Raw genomic sequence first — 18,464 nt, forward strand, 5'->3', positions numbered from 1 at the left:
GTACTCCTGAAAAAATCTATAAATAATCCCAAACACGAGGCATATCGAGATTTTCACGACTTCTATCAATTACTTTGACCATCAACTTTATCAGCATCTCAGATTCTTCTTTTGTAAGGCCGGACATCATTATCTTATTACTTTCAATTAATTCACGATGTAAGTTTTCTCGAAGAGCCATGGCCTTCTCAGTGGGGTAAACCAGCTTTTGACGTTTATTCACAGGGTTTTCTTCCCTATAAAGCAACCCCTGCTTGACCAATTTTGCCACAGCCCGGGCAGTAGCAGCCTTATCCACGCTCAAAACCGTGGACAATTCATCCTGCGACCTGCCCGGAAACCGAGTTGCCTGCATGATAAAGCCGACCTGACCGTAGGTTATGCCTATTGATTTAAGCTTTTCAGCGAGGATAGCCTTGTGCAGCCTACCCATCTGACTGTTCATAAAACCGAATGAAACGTGTTTTTTTAACATCTTCTTTCTCTTTGTTGATCAATCAACCGTTGACTAATCAACTAAGCACAGACTTTTCATTCGTCAATGAAAAAAACAAAAACAGTTGATTCGCGCAAGAACGTATGCTCATATGCTTTAAAACCTACTCAATTATTAACATAATACCTCAACTGCGAATCAATCGGAACTACTAATGGCAAATGTCCTAATTATTGATGATGACCCGTTTATCGGAGAACTGCTAATCGCCATAGCCGAAGCCCTGAACCACAACGGGGAAAAAGCCCTAACCCTTAAAGAGGGCATGACCTTAGCCCGCGAAGAACGTTTCGACGTTGTTTTTCTCGATGTAATCCTGCCTGATGGTAATGGGCTGGACGCCCTGCCTGAGTTGCAACAGCTGACTAACATGCCGGAAGTTATCATCATCACAGGCAAAGGTGATTCAAAGGGTGCGGAACTAGCTATCAATTCAGGAGCATGGGACTATATTTCAAAACCTGCCAGCCAGGAAGAATACATGCTGCATATGAAGCGAGTCTTCCAGTACCGCAGCGAAAAACAATCCTCCAGTCCCAAACTCGGACACCACAATATTGTAGGACGCTCTGACTCAATAATGCGTTGCCTCGGTCAGGCCGCTAAAGCAGCCGAAAGTCATGTGGGAGTACTCCTGCTTGGAGAGACAGGCACAGGCAAGGAACTCTTTGCCCGGGCTGTGCATGATAACAGCATGCGCCGCACTGGGCCTTTCATAATTGTGGACTGCGCATCCATCCCTGAAAACCTTGTGGAATCCATTCTATTCGGTCATCAGCGCGGAGCTTTCACCAGTGCTGACAAAAGTCAAGAAGGACTGATTACCAAGGCAGACGGTGGAACACTTTTTCTTGATGAAGTGGGCGAACTGCCTGTTTCGATACAAAAATCATTTCTCAGAGTATTACAAGAGCGCACTTATCGTCCTGTTGGAGGTAATGAAGAAGAACAAAGTGATTTCAGGCTGGTAGCGGCAACCAACCGTGATCTTGAAGCATTGGTCCAAAACGGACGCTTCAGGCAGGATCTGCTATACAGATTACAAGCCTTCAACATCGAGCTCCCCCCCTTAAGACAGCGCGGCGAAGACATCCACAGACTATCCCGCTACTACCTTAACAAGCTGGCAGCTGATTTTAATGCTTCACCCATTGCTATATCTGATGAATTTCTTGATGCACTCAAGTCATACCCATGGCCGGGGAATGTGCGTGAACTATTCAATGTACTGGAACAGGTTTTCACCTCAAATCCCGGTGCCGGGGAATTTTTACCCATCCACCTCCCGGTTAGACTGCGCGTCTCAGCGGCACAGGCATCAGTGCTCCCTAAGCAGGAAACCCGTAACAGTCTGACCTTGATTAAAGGTAACAAACCTCGCAAAAACCAAGGCCAAAACGAAGAAATTCCTTTACCCAAAATCAATGTACCGGATGTTAACAAACTCCCGTTCTTTAAAGAATACCGGGAAGAAGCGGTTAAAAATGCGGAAAAAATTTATCTTGAGCAATTGATCCTCCTCAGCCGGGCAAATATGACGGAGGCAGCTAAAGTATCCGGGATTTCGGTATCCAGACTTTACGCCTTGCTAAAAAAACACAATATCAAGAAGCAGTACTCAGTCGAGCAATAAAAATCCCCTGCGACTCATGGTAGCAGGGGATTCATTTCTGACTGATTTGTGTAAACTATTTATTCCATAGAGCTGATATTAAAAGCTACGGAATAAAAATGATGAGTGAAATCAACGTATTCTACCGGAACATTTTTAGGTACTTCAATTCGCGCCTGAGCGAAGTTAACGATGCCTTTGATACCACCGTCCACAAGATAGTTTGCAGCACGCTGCGCCCTTTCAGGAGGTGTAGTAATGATTCCGATCTCAAGCCCCAACTCTTCCACTCTTGCCTTGAACTGGCGAGTGCAGACAACCTCAAGCCCGGAAACCACTTCCCCGATTTTATAGGGATCGCAGTCAAATGCAGCGCGAATGGAAAAACCGCGCAGAGCAAATTCCTTATGACGCAACAAAGCGCGCCCGAGGTTACCGACGCCAACAAGAGCACAGCCCCAAACCCGGTCAACACCGAGGGACTGCTTAATTGAAGAGATGAGTTCGTGCACGTAATAGCCAACGCCACGCACGCCAAATTCACCGAAATATGCCAGATCCTTACGAATCTGAGAAGGATTGACCGAACATGCACGGGCCAGTTTCTCAGAGGATATAACCTCTACTCCGTCCCGTTTGAGTCCTGTCAAAACCTGTATGTAAACAGCAAGCCTTTTAATGGTCGCTTTGGGGATATTCTGGGTTTTCACTTTAGTTTCCTATTTTCCATGACAAATGCACTTGCCCGAAAAGTCTCGGCTGGTAGTTTAAGGCTCTTAGGTCCGAAAAGACCAACACCTTCCCTCGCAAGTTCGCTCACTCCCTTACTGGAGAGTGGATGCGAAAGCAACCTTTTCCGCCACCTTCCATTAGATTTATATATACTAAAACCCTTGGTTTCGGCTACCCCGTTAACCGCATAATATTAATTTATGCAGGGGATTATAGCCTTAATGCCCGTAAAACCCCGATACTGGCATCAAAATATGTGAAAAAATTAACAATACTTGCGGAAAAAAAAGGAGGTCCGAAGACCTCCTTTAAATATTTCCAAATCCTTAAGACTAACCGATGAGGGGGTTAGCGAAGAGCAGGATCAGGTTAACAACGAGAGCGTAAATGGCGAGGGATTCTACGAATGCCAGGCCAAGAATCAGAGTAACAGTGATTTTACCACCAGCTTCGGGGTTACGTGCAGTACCTTCACAAGCAGCTTTCAGACCGAGGCCCTGACCGATACCACAACCAGCAGCAGCGATAGCCATACCGAGAGCGGTAGCAGTAGCGGTTGCGGAAGCAACTTCAGGAGCTACGCCAGCAGCGAATGCTGCACCAGCAGCGAGAACCAGAGCCATGGTGTTCAGAACGATAAGCAGAGCTTTACGCATTGTAAAATCCTCCAAAATATAAGTTTATTTAACAGGTCGTTAGACCATTTCCCCAAAATTAAGTTTGCCTAAATCCTAGTGAGCTTCTTCCAGAGAACCTTTCAGATAAATCATGGTCAGCATGAAGAAAATGAAAGCCTGGATAACCTTTGCCAGCATGAACAGGAAGTACATGGGCAGGGTGGAAACTACGGGAGCAAGCAGGAACAGAAGTACGAGAACGATTTCTTCACCCCGGATGTTACCGAACAGACGCAGTGTAAGCGAAAGCGGACGGGAGATGTGGGAAACCACTTCGATGATAAACATCAAGGGAGCAAGAGCCGGAATTGGGCCCATGAAATGCTTGATGTAACCGGCCCCATGAAGTTTGAGACCAATATAGTTGTAATAAAGAAAAGTACATACAGCCATCGCTGCGTTGGTGTTGACGTTCGCAGTAGGAGCGTCAAAACCGGGAACAAGACCCATGAGGTTCAGTACGAGGATGTATACAAAAAGAGTACACATGAAAGGGAAAACCTGACGTCCGCCCTCACCGACGTTACTGACGACAAAATCTTCCAGTCCCCCGATGATGATCTCGGCAAGGTTCTGCACCCCGCCAGGAACCAGACTGAGCCTTCTGGATACGATGAAACCCAGTACAAAAAGAACACTCATTCCGAACCATGTGTACCACACGTGGTTGGGGATGTGAGTTCCCAGAGCATTATTAAGCTCTGTCATGATCAATAATGGATGTGGTAAACCTCCAGCCATGATCCTTATGCCTCCTTCACTTTTTGCCGTAACCCGGCTACGCCCCAAAATATCGCATTCGCAACTACTGTACTAAGACCTACCAGAAGAGCGGTTATGGAACACTGCCCCCAGACGATGAGTCCGTAAATGGCCAACCCGGATAAAATGAGTCGACCGTAGAAGCGAATCAACAAGGACACAACCGCGCCCTTGCGCATATAAGCCAGATGCTGACCGAACTTGGCCAGCGACCAGAAGTTGAACGTTACTAGAACCGCTCCTGCTGCCAAACCCAGTGCCCAATGGGCAAACCCGATGGATAATACGGCAGCGATAAAACATGTTCCAACAGCAAGATACAATTGATTTCGTACCAAACTGCGTACGTCCGGATGAGTGAAGCCCCGCCTGTGGAGGAATGATTCAGTCTTCTGATTTATTTTCATTGGTTTCAGGAACTTTCCCCTGATCCTTTTTTTGAATGCGCTGAACTTCATCGAATACATTCTTGAAGCCGGCAGCGATTCCGAAACACAAGAAAACAATTAGAAGCCAAGGCTTCGTTCCCAACCATTTATCGAGATACCACCCGATACCCAACCCGACAAAGGTGGAGACAACTAGATGAGTTCCGATCGTTGCGGCATTGCCGAGCAGATCAAAAGTCTCTTTATTCCCATTTAAGAAGAACATGTTGCTTCCGGTCCTTTATTTTATCCGGGATGGAATTTGGTGCGCAAAGCGGACTTTGCGCAAACCTTCACAAGTGAGTCCCGTCTAGCACAACCCCCAAATAAGAGTCAACGGATTCTTTATCCAGAAGCCCTATTTAGCTGAAATATTATTCCAAAGATCAGCAGAGGAACCCACCTCGCAACTAAAATCACCTGAATTTCATAGCCCTGAATAGACCTGTATGCAACTGCAAAATCAATTTTGAACGTATATTCAATTCATTTTTCATCCACATTTCTCTGTAATACACTAAAATTATGACCATTTTATATTTGTAAAAAATTTCACAATCAGCAGCCGCAGTAAAATCCAAGCCAAATCAGACGGAGTGACTTTTTTTTCATATCAACGTAAGTCTTATAACTCTAACCGGATACAGATTTAATACAGGATGAATACAAAAATATGACTATCAATGAATTGACACTGGACAGACTCAGCTCCAGACAAGAACCGTCAGAAATTAAATATATTTCCAGCAACGAAATACCCGAATCAAAATACGATTACGACCAGTTCCAGCCCCGGGCATTACAGGCCTTCCGCATGGCCCTTGCCATCAAAGGGACCTGCCACAACTTATACCTTTCCGGTGATCCCAACCTCGGCAGGAGCTACTTTGCCCGCGAATATTTCCAACTGCGTGCCGCAAAACAGGCCACTCCGCCGGACCAGCTTTACCTGCATAATTTCTCCCGACAGGACCATCCCATTTCAGTGAGCCTTCCTGCCGGACGGGGTAATAAATTCAAAACCGCCATGTCCGAAACGGTTTCTCAGATCAAGGAACAGCTTCCCACATGGTTTGAGCGTGAGCCGCATGTAAAAGCCCTTGAACAGATATCCCGAACCTTTCAGGATGAACGGGAAGACCTTTTCGGCAACATGGAAGAGTTGGCCAAAGAACGTGGCTTCAGCCTTGAGATTGACGATCACGGTGGACTGACTCTGATCCCACTGGTGGAAGGCCGCATCCTAAACGATGACGAATTTGAACGCCTTGACCCCGAGGTGCGCAAGACTCTGCGCAATGCCGCAGATGACCTGCTGGCTGAAGTGACCACCATCCTGCGCCGCATCAGCAAGACCGAAGAGGGTTTCCGTAAGGATGAGCGCAAATTGCATCAGGACTCCGCCAAAGAGTTGCTCAAAGACCTGCTGGCTCCGCTGCATGAAAATTTTGATGAATTCGAAAAAATCAAAAGCTATCTGGGTGACCTTGAAGAAGAACTTCTTGATAATATCGAGCTGTTCATGCCCAAGGAACCGCAGGCCGCATCTCCCATCCCCGGTTTGCAACTCCCTGAAGCCTCCCCGGTGGAAGAACTTTTCTCCCGTTTTGAAGTTAACCTGTTAGTAGATAACAGCAAAACCGAAGGTGCCCCGGTGGTTATGGCCGACCACCCGACCCTGTTCAACCTGCTCGGTTCCATTGAACGTGAATCCGAAATGGGAGCCCTGTATACTGACTTCACCCTTATCCGAGCCGGGGCTATCCACAAAGCCAACCATGGATACCTGATTGTCTATGTCGATGATATTTTGAGCACACCCTCCTCATGGGAAGGGTTATTGCGTGCCCTGCGCACCGGGCAGGCCAAAATTGAAGATCCTGGCGACGGCGATCAGGTCCGCACCAAAACCATTGAGCCGGAACCCATCCCCTTGGACCTGACCGTGATCCTGATCGGCTCTGAAGAAACTTACGAAATATTATTATATAACGACGAAAGATTCGGTAAATACTTCAAGCTCAAGGCTCATATGCAGCTCAGTGCTGAGCGTAAACCGGACAATGTAGAACGTTTTGTCCGGGTGTTGGGCAAGATTATTCAGGATTCTAAACTACTGCCCTTTGAACAAGACTCATTGGCACGGGTAGTGGATTATTCCAGCCGTCTTGCTGAAGACCAGAAAAAACTTTCCCTGCGCATCCCGCTAATCAAGGAAATGATGGTCGAAGCATCAGCATTGGCAAAACTGGACGGCAAAGAAAATGTGGACCTTCCCGCATTGGAAGAAGCTATTTCCATGAAAGACTTCCGCTCCAATCTTTATGAAGATGAATACATGAACGAGTATGACCGCGAGGTCATCAAGGTGGAAACCTCCGGTGAAGGTGTCGGACGGGCCAACGGACTTTCTGTTACCCTGTTCGGTAATTACGAATTCGGCCTGCCGCACCAGATATCCTGCACCATCGGCGTAGGTCATGGCGGGATTCTCGACCTTGAACGCGAAGCCCGCATGGGCGGACCCATCCACACCAAAGGCATGATGATCATCAAAAGCTATCTGGTGGGACTCTTTGCACAGGACAAGCCCATCGTACTGACCGGGAGCCTCTGCTTTGAGCAAAGCTATGCAGGAATTGAAGGAGACTCCGCGTCCGGTGCCGAGCTAGCCTCATTGCTTTCCGGAATTTCCGGGGTGCCCATCAAATTCGACTACGCCTTTACCGGGGCGGTCAGTCAGTCCGGTTCCATCATGGCCGTAGGCGGAGTCAGCCGCAAGGTTGAGGGTTTTTTTGAGGTCTGTCGCCGCAGGGGCTTGAACGGAAAGCAGGGAGTTCTCATTCCGGCCGATAATGTGGTAAACCTCATGCTCAGGAGCGAGGTTGTCCAAGCTGTGGAAAATGGTGAATTCCATATTTACCCGGTCAAAACCATTGAAGAAGCCATTTACATCCTCACCGGAACGGAAGCCGGAGTCCGGGATGAAGACGGTAAATTCCCGGAAGGAACGCTTTACCGCAAAGCTGATGACAGGCTGGCGGAACTGGCAAAACTGGCCAGCCTTGCAGAATGTAAAAAATAAACCCGACAGGAAATTCATATGTCCAACTCATGGATAATGTCCAAAATACCTGAGTTTGTTCGTGACACATTCAGGGATTTCTGCCTTGCGGGCAGTGCACTGGAAGAACAGTTCGAAACATTCGACCGTGAAGGCAGTGTCAGTTTCGAAGTTCTTGACGACCTTATCGGAACCAAAATGAACAAAGGGCTGCTCTGGCGCCTCAAGGACACTGCACACCTGCTTTTCCGCAATGAAAAAGGTGACCCGCTTTCAGGCCGCTTTCTGGATTGGGGCATGGGCTATATTTTTCACGAAGCCTTCAAGCTGCGCGAGGATGCCTACCAGAATCTCAACTATGCTCCTCTTTTTTCAAACTTACGCGGCAAAGATACCACCCTGCCGGAATCAATGATCGGACAGGACTTTGTTCAGGTTGTTGAGCAGACCGAAGAAAGTATGGAAAGAGAAATCAGCCGCATAAGATTTATTATTGCCCGCTGCCGTAAACTCTTCCCCATTTACCTGAAAAGTCATAAGGAAAATGCCCTTCTAGGCAGGCTGATCTTCTCCCAAAACCATCTTATTCTTGAAGTCTTTCGTGAAGAATATGAAATGCTTATCGACACAATATACGAAGAAGAACCTGAGATGCTTTATGTTCTTGCCTCCCGGAGCCTGCGCCTCGGAGGCTGGATGAAAAAAGCAGTAGAAGCCACCGGACTGGCATTTAAATTAAACCCGAACAACCCTAGGGTGTTGCAAGAAAAAGAAATTGTTGATAATTGGACGAAAACAGTTAAAGTATAACTATTGCCGAACAACGGGTACCCAATACTAAATTTCTAATAGCAGGAGGCCTTGAAAATGAAAAAACTGACTTTGCTCGCAATCGTATTCAGCCTGATGTTTACATGGGGATGTGCTAAAAAGCAGGTCCAGCAGGAAGATGTTGTGGTTGTTGAAGAAACTGAAGTTGTAGTTGTTGAAGAAGAACCCGCAGCTGAAGTTGTTCCTCCGACTCCCATGGAAATCTACGAAAGTGAGTACAAAACTCTGCCCACTTCACACGTAGTAACCAAAGGCGAATGCCTCTGGTGGATCGCTGAATACCAGCAGATTTACAACGATCCTTTCATGTGGCCCCTTATTTACAAAGCAAACAGGGACCAGATCAAGAACCCTGACCTGATTTACGCAGGCCAGAGCCTTGAAGTTCCCCGCGCTGGCTTCACCCTTGACGAAGTTAAGGATATCCGCAAGCAGGCAGGCGCCTCTTGGAAAGCTCTTCAGCCCGCTGAGAACGCAGTTGTTCCCGGTGAAATGAAAGCAGCTCTCGGTTACCTGTAGAAATACAAGTAGATTTAGATTTTTAAAAGCCCGGTTTCCACTAACGTGGAAACCGGGCTTTCTTTTTTTCTTTCTCTTGAATCACTGTGTAATTACAGGCTATAGTTAAAAAGACTGGTTCCCTTTTTATACAGGTGAAAAATGAAATTTCTAAACTGGCTCAGATCGGGATTCGGCAAGCTGGTCATTGCCACAGCCCTGCTCCTCATTCTAAGCACGCTGGCTTTCTACTGGATAGAACTCAGTGAGGGTGAGGACGCACGGATATCCCATGCTTTTTGGTGGGCCATCGTAACCCTGACCACTGTAGGATATGGGGACATGGTGCCGACCACCGTACCCGGTAGAATCCTCGGCGGGCTGGTCATGATCTCCGGCATCGGGCTGGTTACATCACTAACCGGTAATATGGCTTCCATGCTGGTGGAGCAGAAAGCCAAAAAACGCAAGGGGCTGCTATCAGTGAAAGCCAGTGACCACATTATCATACTCGGCTGGAATGACTACGCCTTCGGGCTGATCGAATCTCTTACCGAACAAACTGCTTCCAAAAAAATGCAGTTGGTAATTGTCAGCGACCTTGAGAGCCAGATCAGAGATGAAATCGCCTTCAGGCTAGATATGGGTGAAAGGCTGAATTTTGTGCACGGCACCATCAGTCAGGCCAATGTCATTGCCAGAGCCAACCCGGACGTGGCCCGCAATGTCTATATCGTCTGCCAGAGCGGACTGGACAGTAAGGAGTCCGATCAGCAGGCCATTTACGCGGTACTGGCCCTGCGTACTTTAGCCCCCAAGGTTCCGATCTATGCGGAAATTGCCCGCCATGAAAACAAGGAACACCTGCTCCGGGCCGGAGCCAATGAAATTCTAGTACGTGGAGAAATTTCCGGGCGTATGATGGGTATGATGGGTGCCAGCCCTTCCATGTGGTCATTTTTTCGCAACCTGCTCGGCATAGGAGAATCGGGCAAGCTTCAGTTCCGGACATGTAATGCCGAAGAACGGACAATGAACTGGGGCGAACTCAGTTCCAGAATCAAAAACAACAGCGGCGGTCTTCCGGTTGCTGCCTGCAAACTGGGTAAGAACCTGACCTTGCAGGACGTGCTGGATGAAGGCTCCGCACTGGACCAGTTCATCATGGAACTGTTCAAAAATTCCGGGCAAGATACTTCGCTAGGCATGCAGGGACCGAAAGTACAAATGAATCCCCAAGATGATGAGCCCATGGCCGAATATGACGCCCTGCTGGTGATCAGCTCTTCGGGAGGAACCGAGCATGGCTGAATACTGGCAATCCATACCCCTTTTCCAGAACCTCGATGAAGAAGAACTGCAACAGGTAAAATCGATCTTTGCCAGTATTGCGGTCCGCTCTGGCACGGAAATCATATCCGAAGGTGAAGAAGGAGACGAAATATTCATTCTTGTGGATGGAAAAGTCCGCATAACAAAAGCCATGCTCATGAAAGGCATGTCCCTGCCCCTTAGCGAACTGAAAAATCCCAACAAAGTATTGGCAAATCTAGATGACAGCAGCTTTCCCATGTTCGGGGAAATCGCACTTATTGACCGTGACCAACGTTCGGCAACGGTCACAGTGGTGGAAGACTCGGAATTTCTGATTACCGACCGCATGAAATTTTTTGAATTTGTGGGGGAACATCCGGCCATAGGTGGAAAGCTGCTCATGACCATCGGCAAAAGACTCGCTGCAACAGTACGCCGCAACAACAATGAACTGGTTAAGCTGACCACAGCTCTGGCTTTGGCTCTTTCGCGGAGCAGTAGGTAGCGACTGTAACAGACACGCCGGAAAGAATTACTAATACCTGTATGCGTATAGTGATTTCCTTCCGGCGATCAAAACAAACTCTAAGAGTGTTATCCCCTGATACGACGAAGTTCTACCTTGACCTTGTTGCTGGCGTTGGGACATTCCCAGACTTGAACATCTGGATCATCACTAAATGGGAAAGTTCCTCCCAGCTGCAACGTAGTCACCCACCCTGCAATATTATTGTAAAATAATCCGCAGAAATCACCGCACCTATGGGTGCTTAGTTCAAATTCATCACCAAGCTTCATTTCAATAGTACAATTTCCTTTGATCTCAATAATTCTCGCTACAACCTTATTACCGATAGCTGGAAACTTAATAGGCATTGTTTTGCTCCTTCAGTATATTTTGATTTACGTCGATTGCGACAGCAATGACTAATTATCTAAAGGAGCAAATGGGGAAATTCTGTAGCGAAAGCTACATCAAAGACTTTTTAGTGTGATGATCTTATTTTTAGAGCTAATTCTGCCATTAGAGACCAAAGCCTGCATGGCCTTGGTAATACTGACCCGATGTGCCCCAACTAAAAATGCAAGTTCTTCGTGGGTCATTTTAAAAGGCAGCTTATAGACATCGCCAATCCTGAGCCCATGTTCTTTAGAAATGCTGGCAAGGACACTGTAAAGCCTATCCTCAAGACCGACCTCCGCGATACTCTCAATCCTACTGGACAGAGACGAAATTTTACTGCTCATAGATTTTATCACATTAAGCCCGATCTCCGGATTTTGGCGGATAAGAGATTGAAAGCTACCAAGATTAAAACCGCAAGTTATTGTTTCCTCTATTGCCCAGGCACTTACCGGATAAGTTTCGACGCCCGAAAAAAGATCTTCACCAAGAACATCACCATGTTTTCTAAAATCGAGAGTCACCTCGGTTCCGTCTTCATTAACTTTACTAAGTTTAATTCTTCCCGACCTGACAAGAAACAGTTCATCAGCCACCCCTCCCTGACTGAAAACAAGCTGCCCTTTAGGAATTTCCCTTCTAAGTCCGATCGTTTGCAACTCCTGAAGTTGGCTTTCAGTAAAATGGTCGAATATCCACAAATCCTTTAAGCATGCGCTTGTTCCAGCTGAATCCCCTGCACCGCATTGATCACAGATACATTCCATACGTGTTGACCCTTACTTTTGTTAAAAACATTTCTGCCCAAGAATTTGTCACAGCATAAACGTACGGTCCAGTGTTTCCGGCGTAGCACTTCTACAATATCCCACAGGAAAGATATAAAATTAATCACGCCCTTTTATATGTATAACAATGACTGCTGGACTTTAACGCATTCAACAACTATGGATGGGTTACCGATTGCTTCGTCAGGGCATCGGTAATTAAAGACTTTTCATATGACGGAGGCACAAATGTCCAGATATATACTTCTGCTTGCAGTCCTGTTGCTGGTTTTTCCCGCAGGCTGTGCAAAAAAAAGAATTTATTCCACTCCTGCAGTTACCCATCATAAGGTAAAGAAACAGGATTCCCCGAATGTAGTTAAGCCGGTTCTGAAAACAGATCCATACACCGTGCATGGCCAGAGTTATGTACCGCACCTCAGTTCCAAAGGGTACAAAGCTCAAGGGCTCGCTTCATGGTATGGTGACGATTTCCACGGCAAAACAACTGCCAACGGCGAAACATACAACATGTACGCCATGACCGCCGCCCACCGCACCTTGCCCATGGGCACCATGCTCGAAGTAACCGACCGCTCCAGCGGACGTAGGACCATCGTCAGGGTTAATGATCGCGGTCCTTTTGCCGACCCTGATTTAAGGATTATCGACCTTTCATACGCAGCAGCTTCTAAGCTGGGGATTATCAGCAAAGGTCTTACCCCTGTTGAATTGCGGGCTATTGAAGATGTAAATGTGGAGCCTGTGGAAGCAACTGAAATAGTAGCAGAGACAGCGGCTCCCGACGAAGAAGCCGTTATGGAAGAGACAGTGCAGGCCGCGCCTGAAGTTGAAGAAATAATAATCACAGAGCAAGCCACCGCGCAGGCTCATTACTACATTCAGGTAGGCGCATTCACCGATAGCGACCGGGCTCAGAATGTGCTGCAATCGCTACGCGACGGCGGCTACAAGGAATCCCGCATGGTGGAAGTGGATGTAAACGGTCAGAAATTCATGCGTGTTCAGGCCGGGTACTTTTACAACATTCCTGCTGCTGAAGACGCCATGACGACTCTGGGAGATGAATACGGAAACGTGATCCTCGTTACCAAATAGTCAACGATCAAATTTGAATGAAAAAATCCGCCGTGTCGCATGACATGGCGGATTTTTTTGTACACATCGATTTAAAAAGACCGCGCGTATTTAATAAATTGCACAAAAGTATAAAACAGGAGCCGGGTATCTCCCAGCTCCCTTGTTTCATTGCAAAATATCAAACAGGGAGGAATCCAGACCGCAACAAAGGCGGCCTCTCACCATCTAGTTCAATTCAGCCCTGAACTTGCGGGAGAGTCTGAAGACAACAACCTTACGTGCAGGCAGGGTGATTGCTTCATTGGTCTGGGGGTTACGTCCCTTACGAGCATTTTTGTCGTAAGCTTCAAATTTACCGAAACCGCTGATCAACATGGCGTGATCTTTTTTCACAGCCTGCTTCATGATGTCGAGGATGGATTCAACCAGATCCTTGATTTCAGCTCTGTTCCGGTCAGTCTTTTCGTAGATGTAGTCAACAACGCTGGCTTTAGTAAGGGTGTTTCCGCTAGCCATTTCCTTTCCTCCGTTGTCCCCGGCCCTGTGGGCAGGGGCGGCGGGTTTAATGTTAACCGTGAAGGCAAAATGCCGGGCACGGCGATTCAGGTAAAAGGCGTTATCGTTGAGGATAAATTAGTACTAATTTATCCTATTATCATCTTTTCTATCTTCTGGGCAAGGACGTTTGCCTCATCCATACTTTCATATTCACTCTGATCCCAATGGACGAAACCGTCTTCTTTAAATCTGGGGATAAGGTGAAAATGGGCATGAAAAACAAGCTGGCCTGCCGCTTCATTATTATTCATAATCAGATTCAACCCATCAGCTCCGGTAGCCTTGACAATGGCATCCCCGGCAAGCTGGGCAGCGGTAATTATATCATGCCCCAATTCAGCGGGCAGATCCCAGATATTCTCACAATGCTGCTTAGGGATAACAAGTGCATGGCCTTTATTAACCGGCCCGATATCCAGAAAACTGAGCACTTTGTCAGTTTCATAAATCTTGAAGCAAGGGATTTCCCCGGCCACAATTTTACAGAAAATACAATCCTGATTACTCATAATAAATACTGCTGTTCTTAAGTTGCATGTTAGAACAAATAGTCTTAAACCGATCCTGAAATCTTCAAGAGACAGTTATATTTAAATAAATAACCGACCACGTTTTTTAAATCAAGCTAATTTATTAAACAAAGGCATGATTTGTCTAATTTTTTTACCTGAGCAACACGAAATTATGCACACAACAACATTCAAACATCCGGAACCGGTACATCCTAAGACACGCATCTGGCCGGTTTTCATGCCTTTTATGGGCTGCCCGTCGAAATGTATTTATTGCTCACAAGACAGGCAGACAGGGACAGGAGCTAAGACATTAAGCGTAATATATCAAGATCTTAAACAGGAAATCCCCACCTTTTTTGCTGAAAAAGACCGCGATCCACTTGAACTGGCTTTTTTTGGCGGAACTTTTACGGCCCTTCCCTTTGAATGGCAGCAACGTTTTGTCTCACTGACGGCCGAATTCAAAGAAAAGGGATTTTTAACCAAAGTCCGCTGTTCTACCCGTCCGGACTGCATCAAACAGGACCAGATCAAACAACTGCATGAAGCTGGTCTGGACATGATCGAGTTGGGTATCCAGAGCTTTTCAGCAGAAGTGCTACGCCGTTCCGCTCGTAATTATTCCCCGGAAACCGCAATCGAGGCTTGCCACACTGTCCGTGAAAACGGACTGTCACTGGGCATCCAGCTGCTGCCCGGACTGCCCGGCTCACAACGAGGCGACTTCCAGCGCGACATCAGCCGGACTATTGAATTGAACCCTGATGCCGTACGCATTTACCCCTGCCTGACAGTCAAAGGAACCGGACTTGAAAAGCTCTACCGAGCCGGAAAATACACCCCGTGGTCCCTAAGCCGTACGGAAGAAGAGCTCGCCCCGGCCCTGCTACGCTTATGGATGCATAAAATTCACGTCATCCGCATCGGCGTGGCCCATGAAGACGGCTTTGAAGACAGCATCGTGGCCGGCCCGGTCCACCCTGCACTGGGCCAGAAAATCAGGTCCAAGGCTCTCTACCTATACCTGCGCTCCCGCTTAGCCATGTGCGGATCAGCTCCCAAACAACTGATCGTTCCGCAACAATATTCCGGCGAGTTCTGGGGACATAAATCCAATCTGAAACCACTTTATGCCAGAATCGGTATTTCTCCTGACAACACCTCTTTTGCAGCAAGACAAATTTTCAAGCTCATCTGTAAATAACTGCTCATGCTGTTGCTTTTAGTAATTATTACCGATAGTAGAAAGTTATAGTTTTGGAAAGATCTTTTCCGAAGCTGTAAAATAAGTCATATTAATGAGAGCAACATATTTATTGTTGATAAGAAGATCAGTACCCGCATGATTTAAGTAGGATCAACAAGGAGATAAGAATGAGCACCCTGAGCGCAGAAGAAAAATACCGCAATTTTATACCTGAAGAGAGCCGTGAATATCTTGAAAAACTCTTCGCCGGATTCAAGCGGACTATCACCATCGAGGTATACACCACGGACGGCGAACACCGTGAGTATAATGATTTCACCCTCAATATCTGCCGGGCATTCAACGTTCTGAGCGAGAAAGTTGAATTGCGCGAATATGCTGTTGAAAGCGAAATGGGCAAAAACCGCAAAATCATCACCACCCCTACCGTGCTCATATCACCGGATGAATATGACATCCGTTTTCTCGGTGCCCCTGCCGGAGAAGAAGGGCGCGCTTTGGTTGAAGCACTCAACCTCGCATCCAAGGGCGTCGACGCTATCTCCGATTCCACAAAAGAAATGCTTGAACCGCTGAATGAAGACAGGATGATCAAAGTCTTTGCAAGCCCCACCTGTCCCTACTGCCCGGGTCAGGCCATCAACGCATTTAAAGCCGCAGTAGCCAGACCAGATAAAATTTCAGCATGGAACATCTCCACACTAGATAATGAAAACATGGCCCACGAATATAATGTAGGCTCGGTTCCACACACTGATATCAATGAAAAAGTCACCTTTACCGGACTGGATCCGGAAGAAAAATTTATGCTCCAGTTGCTTTTTCTCAAGCCTCTTGAAGAAGTAATCAAGGAACAGAAAGCCGCAAAAGAAGAAGCTCAAGAAGAGACAACTTACGAAGACATTGATCTGGCCATCATAGGCGGCGGACCTGCTGGAATGAGTGCCGGAATTTACGCCAAGAGGAGCGGTCTAAGCTGCATCATTCTCGAAAAACAAGGTATGGGTGGACAGGTGGCCCTGACCCCTAAAGTGGAAAACTACCCCGGATTCGCCAACATTCAGGGATTCGAACTGGTGGAAATTCTCGGTGCCCATGCCCGCGAATACACCGACATCCATCAGTTTGCCGAGGTCAGTGATGTCAAATACGGCCCGCGTATTGATATCACCACCGAAGAAAAAATATACCGAGCCAAGGGCGTTCTGCTGGCAACCGGAGTTAACGTGCGCATGCTCGGAGTTCCAGGAGAAGACAAATTTTACGGGCACGGAGTCAGCTATTGCGCCACTTGTGACGGAAATTTTTACAAAGGCGGCAAGGCAATTGTAGTCGGAGGTGGTAACACCGCATTGACCGACGCTCTGCATCTCAAGCATCTAGGAATTGAAACCACCGTCGTTCATCGGGGTGACAAGTTCCGGGCCGAGAAAGTCCTGCAAGACTCAGTTAACCGCGAAGGAATCGAGATCATCTGGAACAGTCTGGTTACCGAAATCATCGGCGACGATCAGGTGGAATCAGCGCGCATCATCAACAAGGACGGCACTGAAATCATCAAGGACACTGATGTGGTCTTCGTCGCCATCGGGCATACTGCCAATACCGAGCTTGCTGAAAAGCTTGGCGTTGAGTTGCGATCTGACGGTTTCATCAAAGTCGATCCCACCCAGCGCACCAGCGTAGACCGGGTCTATGCTGCCGGGGACGTGACCGGAGGCGTGCGCCAGATCATCACCGCAACGGGGCAAGGGGCTGCCGCAGCACTGACCGCCTTTGATGATTTCACCCGGCTCTTTGATGACACCCAAAATTCTGACAAAAATATTTGGTAGCCTTCGGCGACCCTGCCGGGGGCCTTAAACCCTTTTGAAAAAGGGTTTAAGAATCCCAAAACTTTTCAATAAGCTTCGCATATAGTTTATTAAAATAACTTTCAAAAAAACAACCGCAATAGCTTGAATGCTATTGCGGTTGTTTGCGTTTAAACTAATTAGCTCGCCAAGCGGCGAAGCCCTACTAAAAGTTTTTTTGGAGAGTCCAGAGAACCTATTTTTTCCCAAAAAAAGGCTCTCTGGTCCCGCTGAAAGCGCCGCCGGAGGCATTAATTTGGCATCAAATCCTGCCTAACTTCTAGGAAGTTATTCACTGTGCGTCCAAGTCCGACCGGCTCCTGATACATTAGCCAATGAGTGGCGTTTTTATAACGTACCAGCCAACTTCCTTTGACCTGCTCTGTAATTTCAACACCCAAGGGTTCCGGCAGAATGTCATCATCCAAGCCGGTAATAACCAGCGTAGCTTTCTGCAATTCCCTCAACCGTGAGCAGCAACCAGGCCAGACTATCATGGCATCGGCCTGCGCCTGCACAATTGCCGGATCAGGCGGACTTGCCGGGTGTGGAAGCCTTTTATAGGCATCAGGATATTTTTCGATCCAACCGGGCGGGAAGAAATGACCGAGTAATTCTTTTACATCCATCTTCAACAACTTGCGGGTGATATCCGCAACGGGCTTTGCGTCACAGGATGCCCCCAAAAGGACCAGCTTGCCTACTTTTTCAGGATAATTGAGAGCCATTTCCTGCGCGATAAGCCCGCCCATGGACCAGCCAAGAACATCAGCCTGTGCGTAACCGAGTTCGCGCAGCAACCCTGCGCTGTCCGCAGCCATGCGTCTAATGGAGATTTGCTCAGTTCCATTGCTGGAACCGCTCATGCCCCGGTTATCAAAGATAATCACCGTATGCTCTTTAGCCAGTTCACGGACAAGCCCTGCATCCCAGATATCCATGGTCCCGGCAAAACCCATGATCATGAGTAGAGGCGCACCTTCCCCGAATGTACGGTAAGCAATCTTTACATCATCCACCTGAACCTGCGACTTGGGCAAGGGGGTGAGGTATTGCGCGGAATCGGGAAGGTTCTTATGAACACACCCGACCAGCAGAAGCAAAAGCACTAAAGGCATGATCAACCGACGCATAGCAAACTCCAT

22 protein-coding genes are annotated in these 18,464 nt (G+C 47.5%); 10 read left to right on the top strand and 12 right to left on the bottom strand.

The genetic code is table 11. From position 1 onward, the window contains the following. Positions 1 to 16: 16 nt before the first annotated feature. Positions 17 to 475 carry a MarR family transcriptional regulator gene (locus D0S45_16050; protein TIH13035.1) on the bottom strand — a complete coding sequence of 153 codons (459 nt, stop codon included), beginning with the start codon at positions 473 to 475 and terminating at the stop codon, positions 17 to 19. 175 nt (positions 476 to 650) lie between these two features. Between D0S45_16050 and D0S45_16055 the strand changes: the two genes are divergently transcribed. Beyond that, positions 651 to 2,129, top strand: coding sequence for a sigma-54-dependent Fis family transcriptional regulator (locus D0S45_16055; protein TIH13036.1), 1,479 nt, complete (start codon positions 651 to 653; stop codon positions 2,127 to 2,129). Between the two features lie 59 nt (positions 2,130 to 2,188). Here D0S45_16055 and D0S45_16060 read toward each other — a convergent pair whose 3' ends face one another. Further along, positions 2,189 to 2,818: a redox-sensing transcriptional repressor Rex gene (locus tag D0S45_16060; protein ID TIH13037.1), complete on the bottom strand. Its 630-nt coding sequence runs from the start codon at positions 2,816 to 2,818 to the stop codon at positions 2,189 to 2,191. 128 nt (positions 2,819 to 2,946) lie between these two features. Between D0S45_16060 and D0S45_16065 the strand changes: the two genes are divergently transcribed. Next, a complete protein-coding gene (locus D0S45_16065) occupies positions 2,947 to 3,183 on the top strand; it encodes a hypothetical protein (GenBank protein TIH13038.1) in 237 nt (78 codons plus the stop codon). On the opposite strand, the gene atpE is transcribed toward D0S45_16065, so the two are convergent. The 4 genes from atpE to D0S45_16085 all read right to left on the bottom strand — a co-directional run bounded on the left by atpE (position 3,173) and on the right by D0S45_16085 (position 4,933). Further along, a complete protein-coding gene (gene atpE, locus D0S45_16070; GenBank protein ID TIH13039.1) occupies positions 3,173 to 3,496 on the bottom strand; it encodes an ATP synthase F0 subunit C in 324 nt (107 codons plus the stop codon). The two genes, D0S45_16065 and atpE, sit on opposite strands and share 11 nt — an antisense overlap. A gap of 75 nt (positions 3,497 to 3,571) precedes the next feature. After that, complete coding sequence (atpB, locus tag D0S45_16075) at positions 3,572 to 4,258, bottom strand: ATP synthase F0 subunit A (protein ID TIH13040.1); 687 nt, start codon at positions 4,256 to 4,258, stop codon at positions 3,572 to 3,574. A 5-nt stretch (positions 4,259 to 4,263) separates the two neighbouring features. After that, positions 4,264 to 4,686 (bottom strand): ATP synthase subunit I, encoded by a 423-nt coding sequence (locus tag D0S45_16080; protein ID TIH13041.1) that lies wholly within the window; start codon positions 4,684 to 4,686, stop codon positions 4,264 to 4,266. Then, on the bottom strand, positions 4,664 to 4,933 hold the full coding sequence (locus D0S45_16085; protein TIH13042.1) for an AtpZ/AtpI family protein: 270 nt from the start codon (positions 4,931 to 4,933) through the stop codon (positions 4,664 to 4,666). Before D0S45_16085 ends, D0S45_16080 begins: the two co-directional genes overlap by 23 nt. Positions 4,934 to 5,380: 447 nt before the next feature. Between D0S45_16085 and D0S45_16090 the strand changes: the two genes are divergently transcribed. The 5 genes from D0S45_16090 to D0S45_16110 all read left to right on the top strand — a co-directional run bounded on the left by D0S45_16090 (position 5,381) and on the right by D0S45_16110 (position 10,919). Next, positions 5,381 to 7,792, top strand: coding sequence for an ATP-binding protein (locus tag D0S45_16090; protein ID TIH13043.1), 2,412 nt, complete (start codon positions 5,381 to 5,383; stop codon positions 7,790 to 7,792). Between the two features lie 18 nt (positions 7,793 to 7,810). Next, positions 7,811 to 8,581: a hypothetical protein gene (locus tag D0S45_16095; protein TIH13044.1), complete on the top strand. Its 771-nt coding sequence runs from the start codon at positions 7,811 to 7,813 to the stop codon at positions 8,579 to 8,581. Between the two features lie 57 nt (positions 8,582 to 8,638). Next, positions 8,639 to 9,121: a LysM peptidoglycan-binding domain-containing protein gene (locus tag D0S45_16100; GenBank protein ID TIH13045.1), complete on the top strand. Its 483-nt coding sequence runs from the start codon at positions 8,639 to 8,641 to the stop codon at positions 9,119 to 9,121. Positions 9,122 to 9,262: 141 nt separating this feature from the next. Beyond that, positions 9,263 to 10,411 carry a potassium channel protein gene (locus D0S45_16105; protein TIH13046.1) on the top strand — a complete coding sequence of 383 codons (1,149 nt, stop codon included), beginning with the start codon at positions 9,263 to 9,265 and terminating at the stop codon, positions 10,409 to 10,411. Beyond that, positions 10,404 to 10,919: a cyclic nucleotide-binding domain-containing protein gene (locus tag D0S45_16110; GenBank protein TIH13047.1), complete on the top strand. Its 516-nt coding sequence runs from the start codon at positions 10,404 to 10,406 to the stop codon at positions 10,917 to 10,919. The genes D0S45_16105 and D0S45_16110 overlap by 8 nt, the downstream gene beginning before the upstream one ends. Before the next feature lie 89 nt (positions 10,920 to 11,008). Here the strand turns inward: D0S45_16110 and D0S45_16115 are convergent, their stop codons facing one another. Together D0S45_16115 and D0S45_16120 are read right to left on the bottom strand one after the other, a co-directional pair. Then, entirely contained in the window at positions 11,009 to 11,290 is a 282-nt protein-coding gene (locus D0S45_16115) for a TIGR04076 family protein (GenBank protein TIH13048.1), read from the bottom strand. Positions 11,291 to 11,389: 99 nt separating this feature from the next. Further along, a complete protein-coding gene (locus tag D0S45_16120) occupies positions 11,390 to 12,085 on the bottom strand; it encodes a Crp/Fnr family transcriptional regulator (GenBank protein ID TIH13049.1) in 696 nt (231 codons plus the stop codon). Between the two features lie 249 nt (positions 12,086 to 12,334). On the opposite strand from D0S45_16120, the gene D0S45_16125 reads away from it, so the two are divergent. After that, entirely contained in the window at positions 12,335 to 13,204 is an 870-nt protein-coding gene (locus D0S45_16125) for a septal ring lytic transglycosylase RlpA family protein (GenBank protein TIH13050.1), read from the top strand. Between the two features lie 207 nt (positions 13,205 to 13,411). Here the strand turns inward: D0S45_16125 and D0S45_16130 are convergent, their stop codons facing one another. Then, a complete protein-coding gene (locus D0S45_16130; GenBank protein ID TIH13051.1) occupies positions 13,412 to 13,702 on the bottom strand; it encodes an integration host factor subunit alpha in 291 nt (96 codons plus the stop codon). A gap of 128 nt (positions 13,703 to 13,830) precedes the next feature. Next, complete coding sequence (locus tag D0S45_16135) at positions 13,831 to 14,253, bottom strand: HIT family protein (GenBank protein TIH13052.1); 423 nt, start codon at positions 14,251 to 14,253, stop codon at positions 13,831 to 13,833. A 175-nt stretch (positions 14,254 to 14,428) separates the two neighbouring features. Here D0S45_16135 and D0S45_16140 point away from each other — a divergent pair, with 175 nt between their 5' ends. Both D0S45_16140 and D0S45_16145 read left to right on the top strand, forming a co-directional pair. Further along, on the top strand, positions 14,429 to 15,463 hold the full coding sequence (locus D0S45_16140; GenBank protein ID TIH13053.1) for a radical SAM protein: 1,035 nt from the start codon (positions 14,429 to 14,431) through the stop codon (positions 15,461 to 15,463). A 170-nt stretch (positions 15,464 to 15,633) separates the two neighbouring features. Next, complete coding sequence (locus D0S45_16145) at positions 15,634 to 17,301, top strand: FAD-binding protein (GenBank protein ID TIH13054.1); 1,668 nt, start codon at positions 15,634 to 15,636, stop codon at positions 17,299 to 17,301. Positions 17,302 to 17,325: 24 nt separating this feature from the next. Here D0S45_16145 and D0S45_16150 read toward each other — a convergent pair whose 3' ends face one another. Beyond that, a complete protein-coding gene (locus tag D0S45_16150; GenBank protein ID TIH13055.1) occupies positions 17,326 to 17,571 on the bottom strand; it encodes a hypothetical protein in 246 nt (81 codons plus the stop codon). Continuing rightward, complete coding sequence (locus tag D0S45_16155; protein ID TIH13056.1) at positions 17,571 to 18,464, bottom strand: alpha/beta hydrolase; 894 nt, start codon at positions 18,462 to 18,464, stop codon at positions 17,571 to 17,573. The genes D0S45_16150 and D0S45_16155 overlap by 1 nt, the downstream gene beginning before the upstream one ends.

Origin of the sequence: Marinifilum sp. JC120 (assembly GCA_004923195.1) — a bacterium.
Classification (GTDB): domain Bacteria; phylum Desulfobacterota; class Desulfovibrionia; order Desulfovibrionales; family Desulfovibrionaceae; genus Maridesulfovibrio.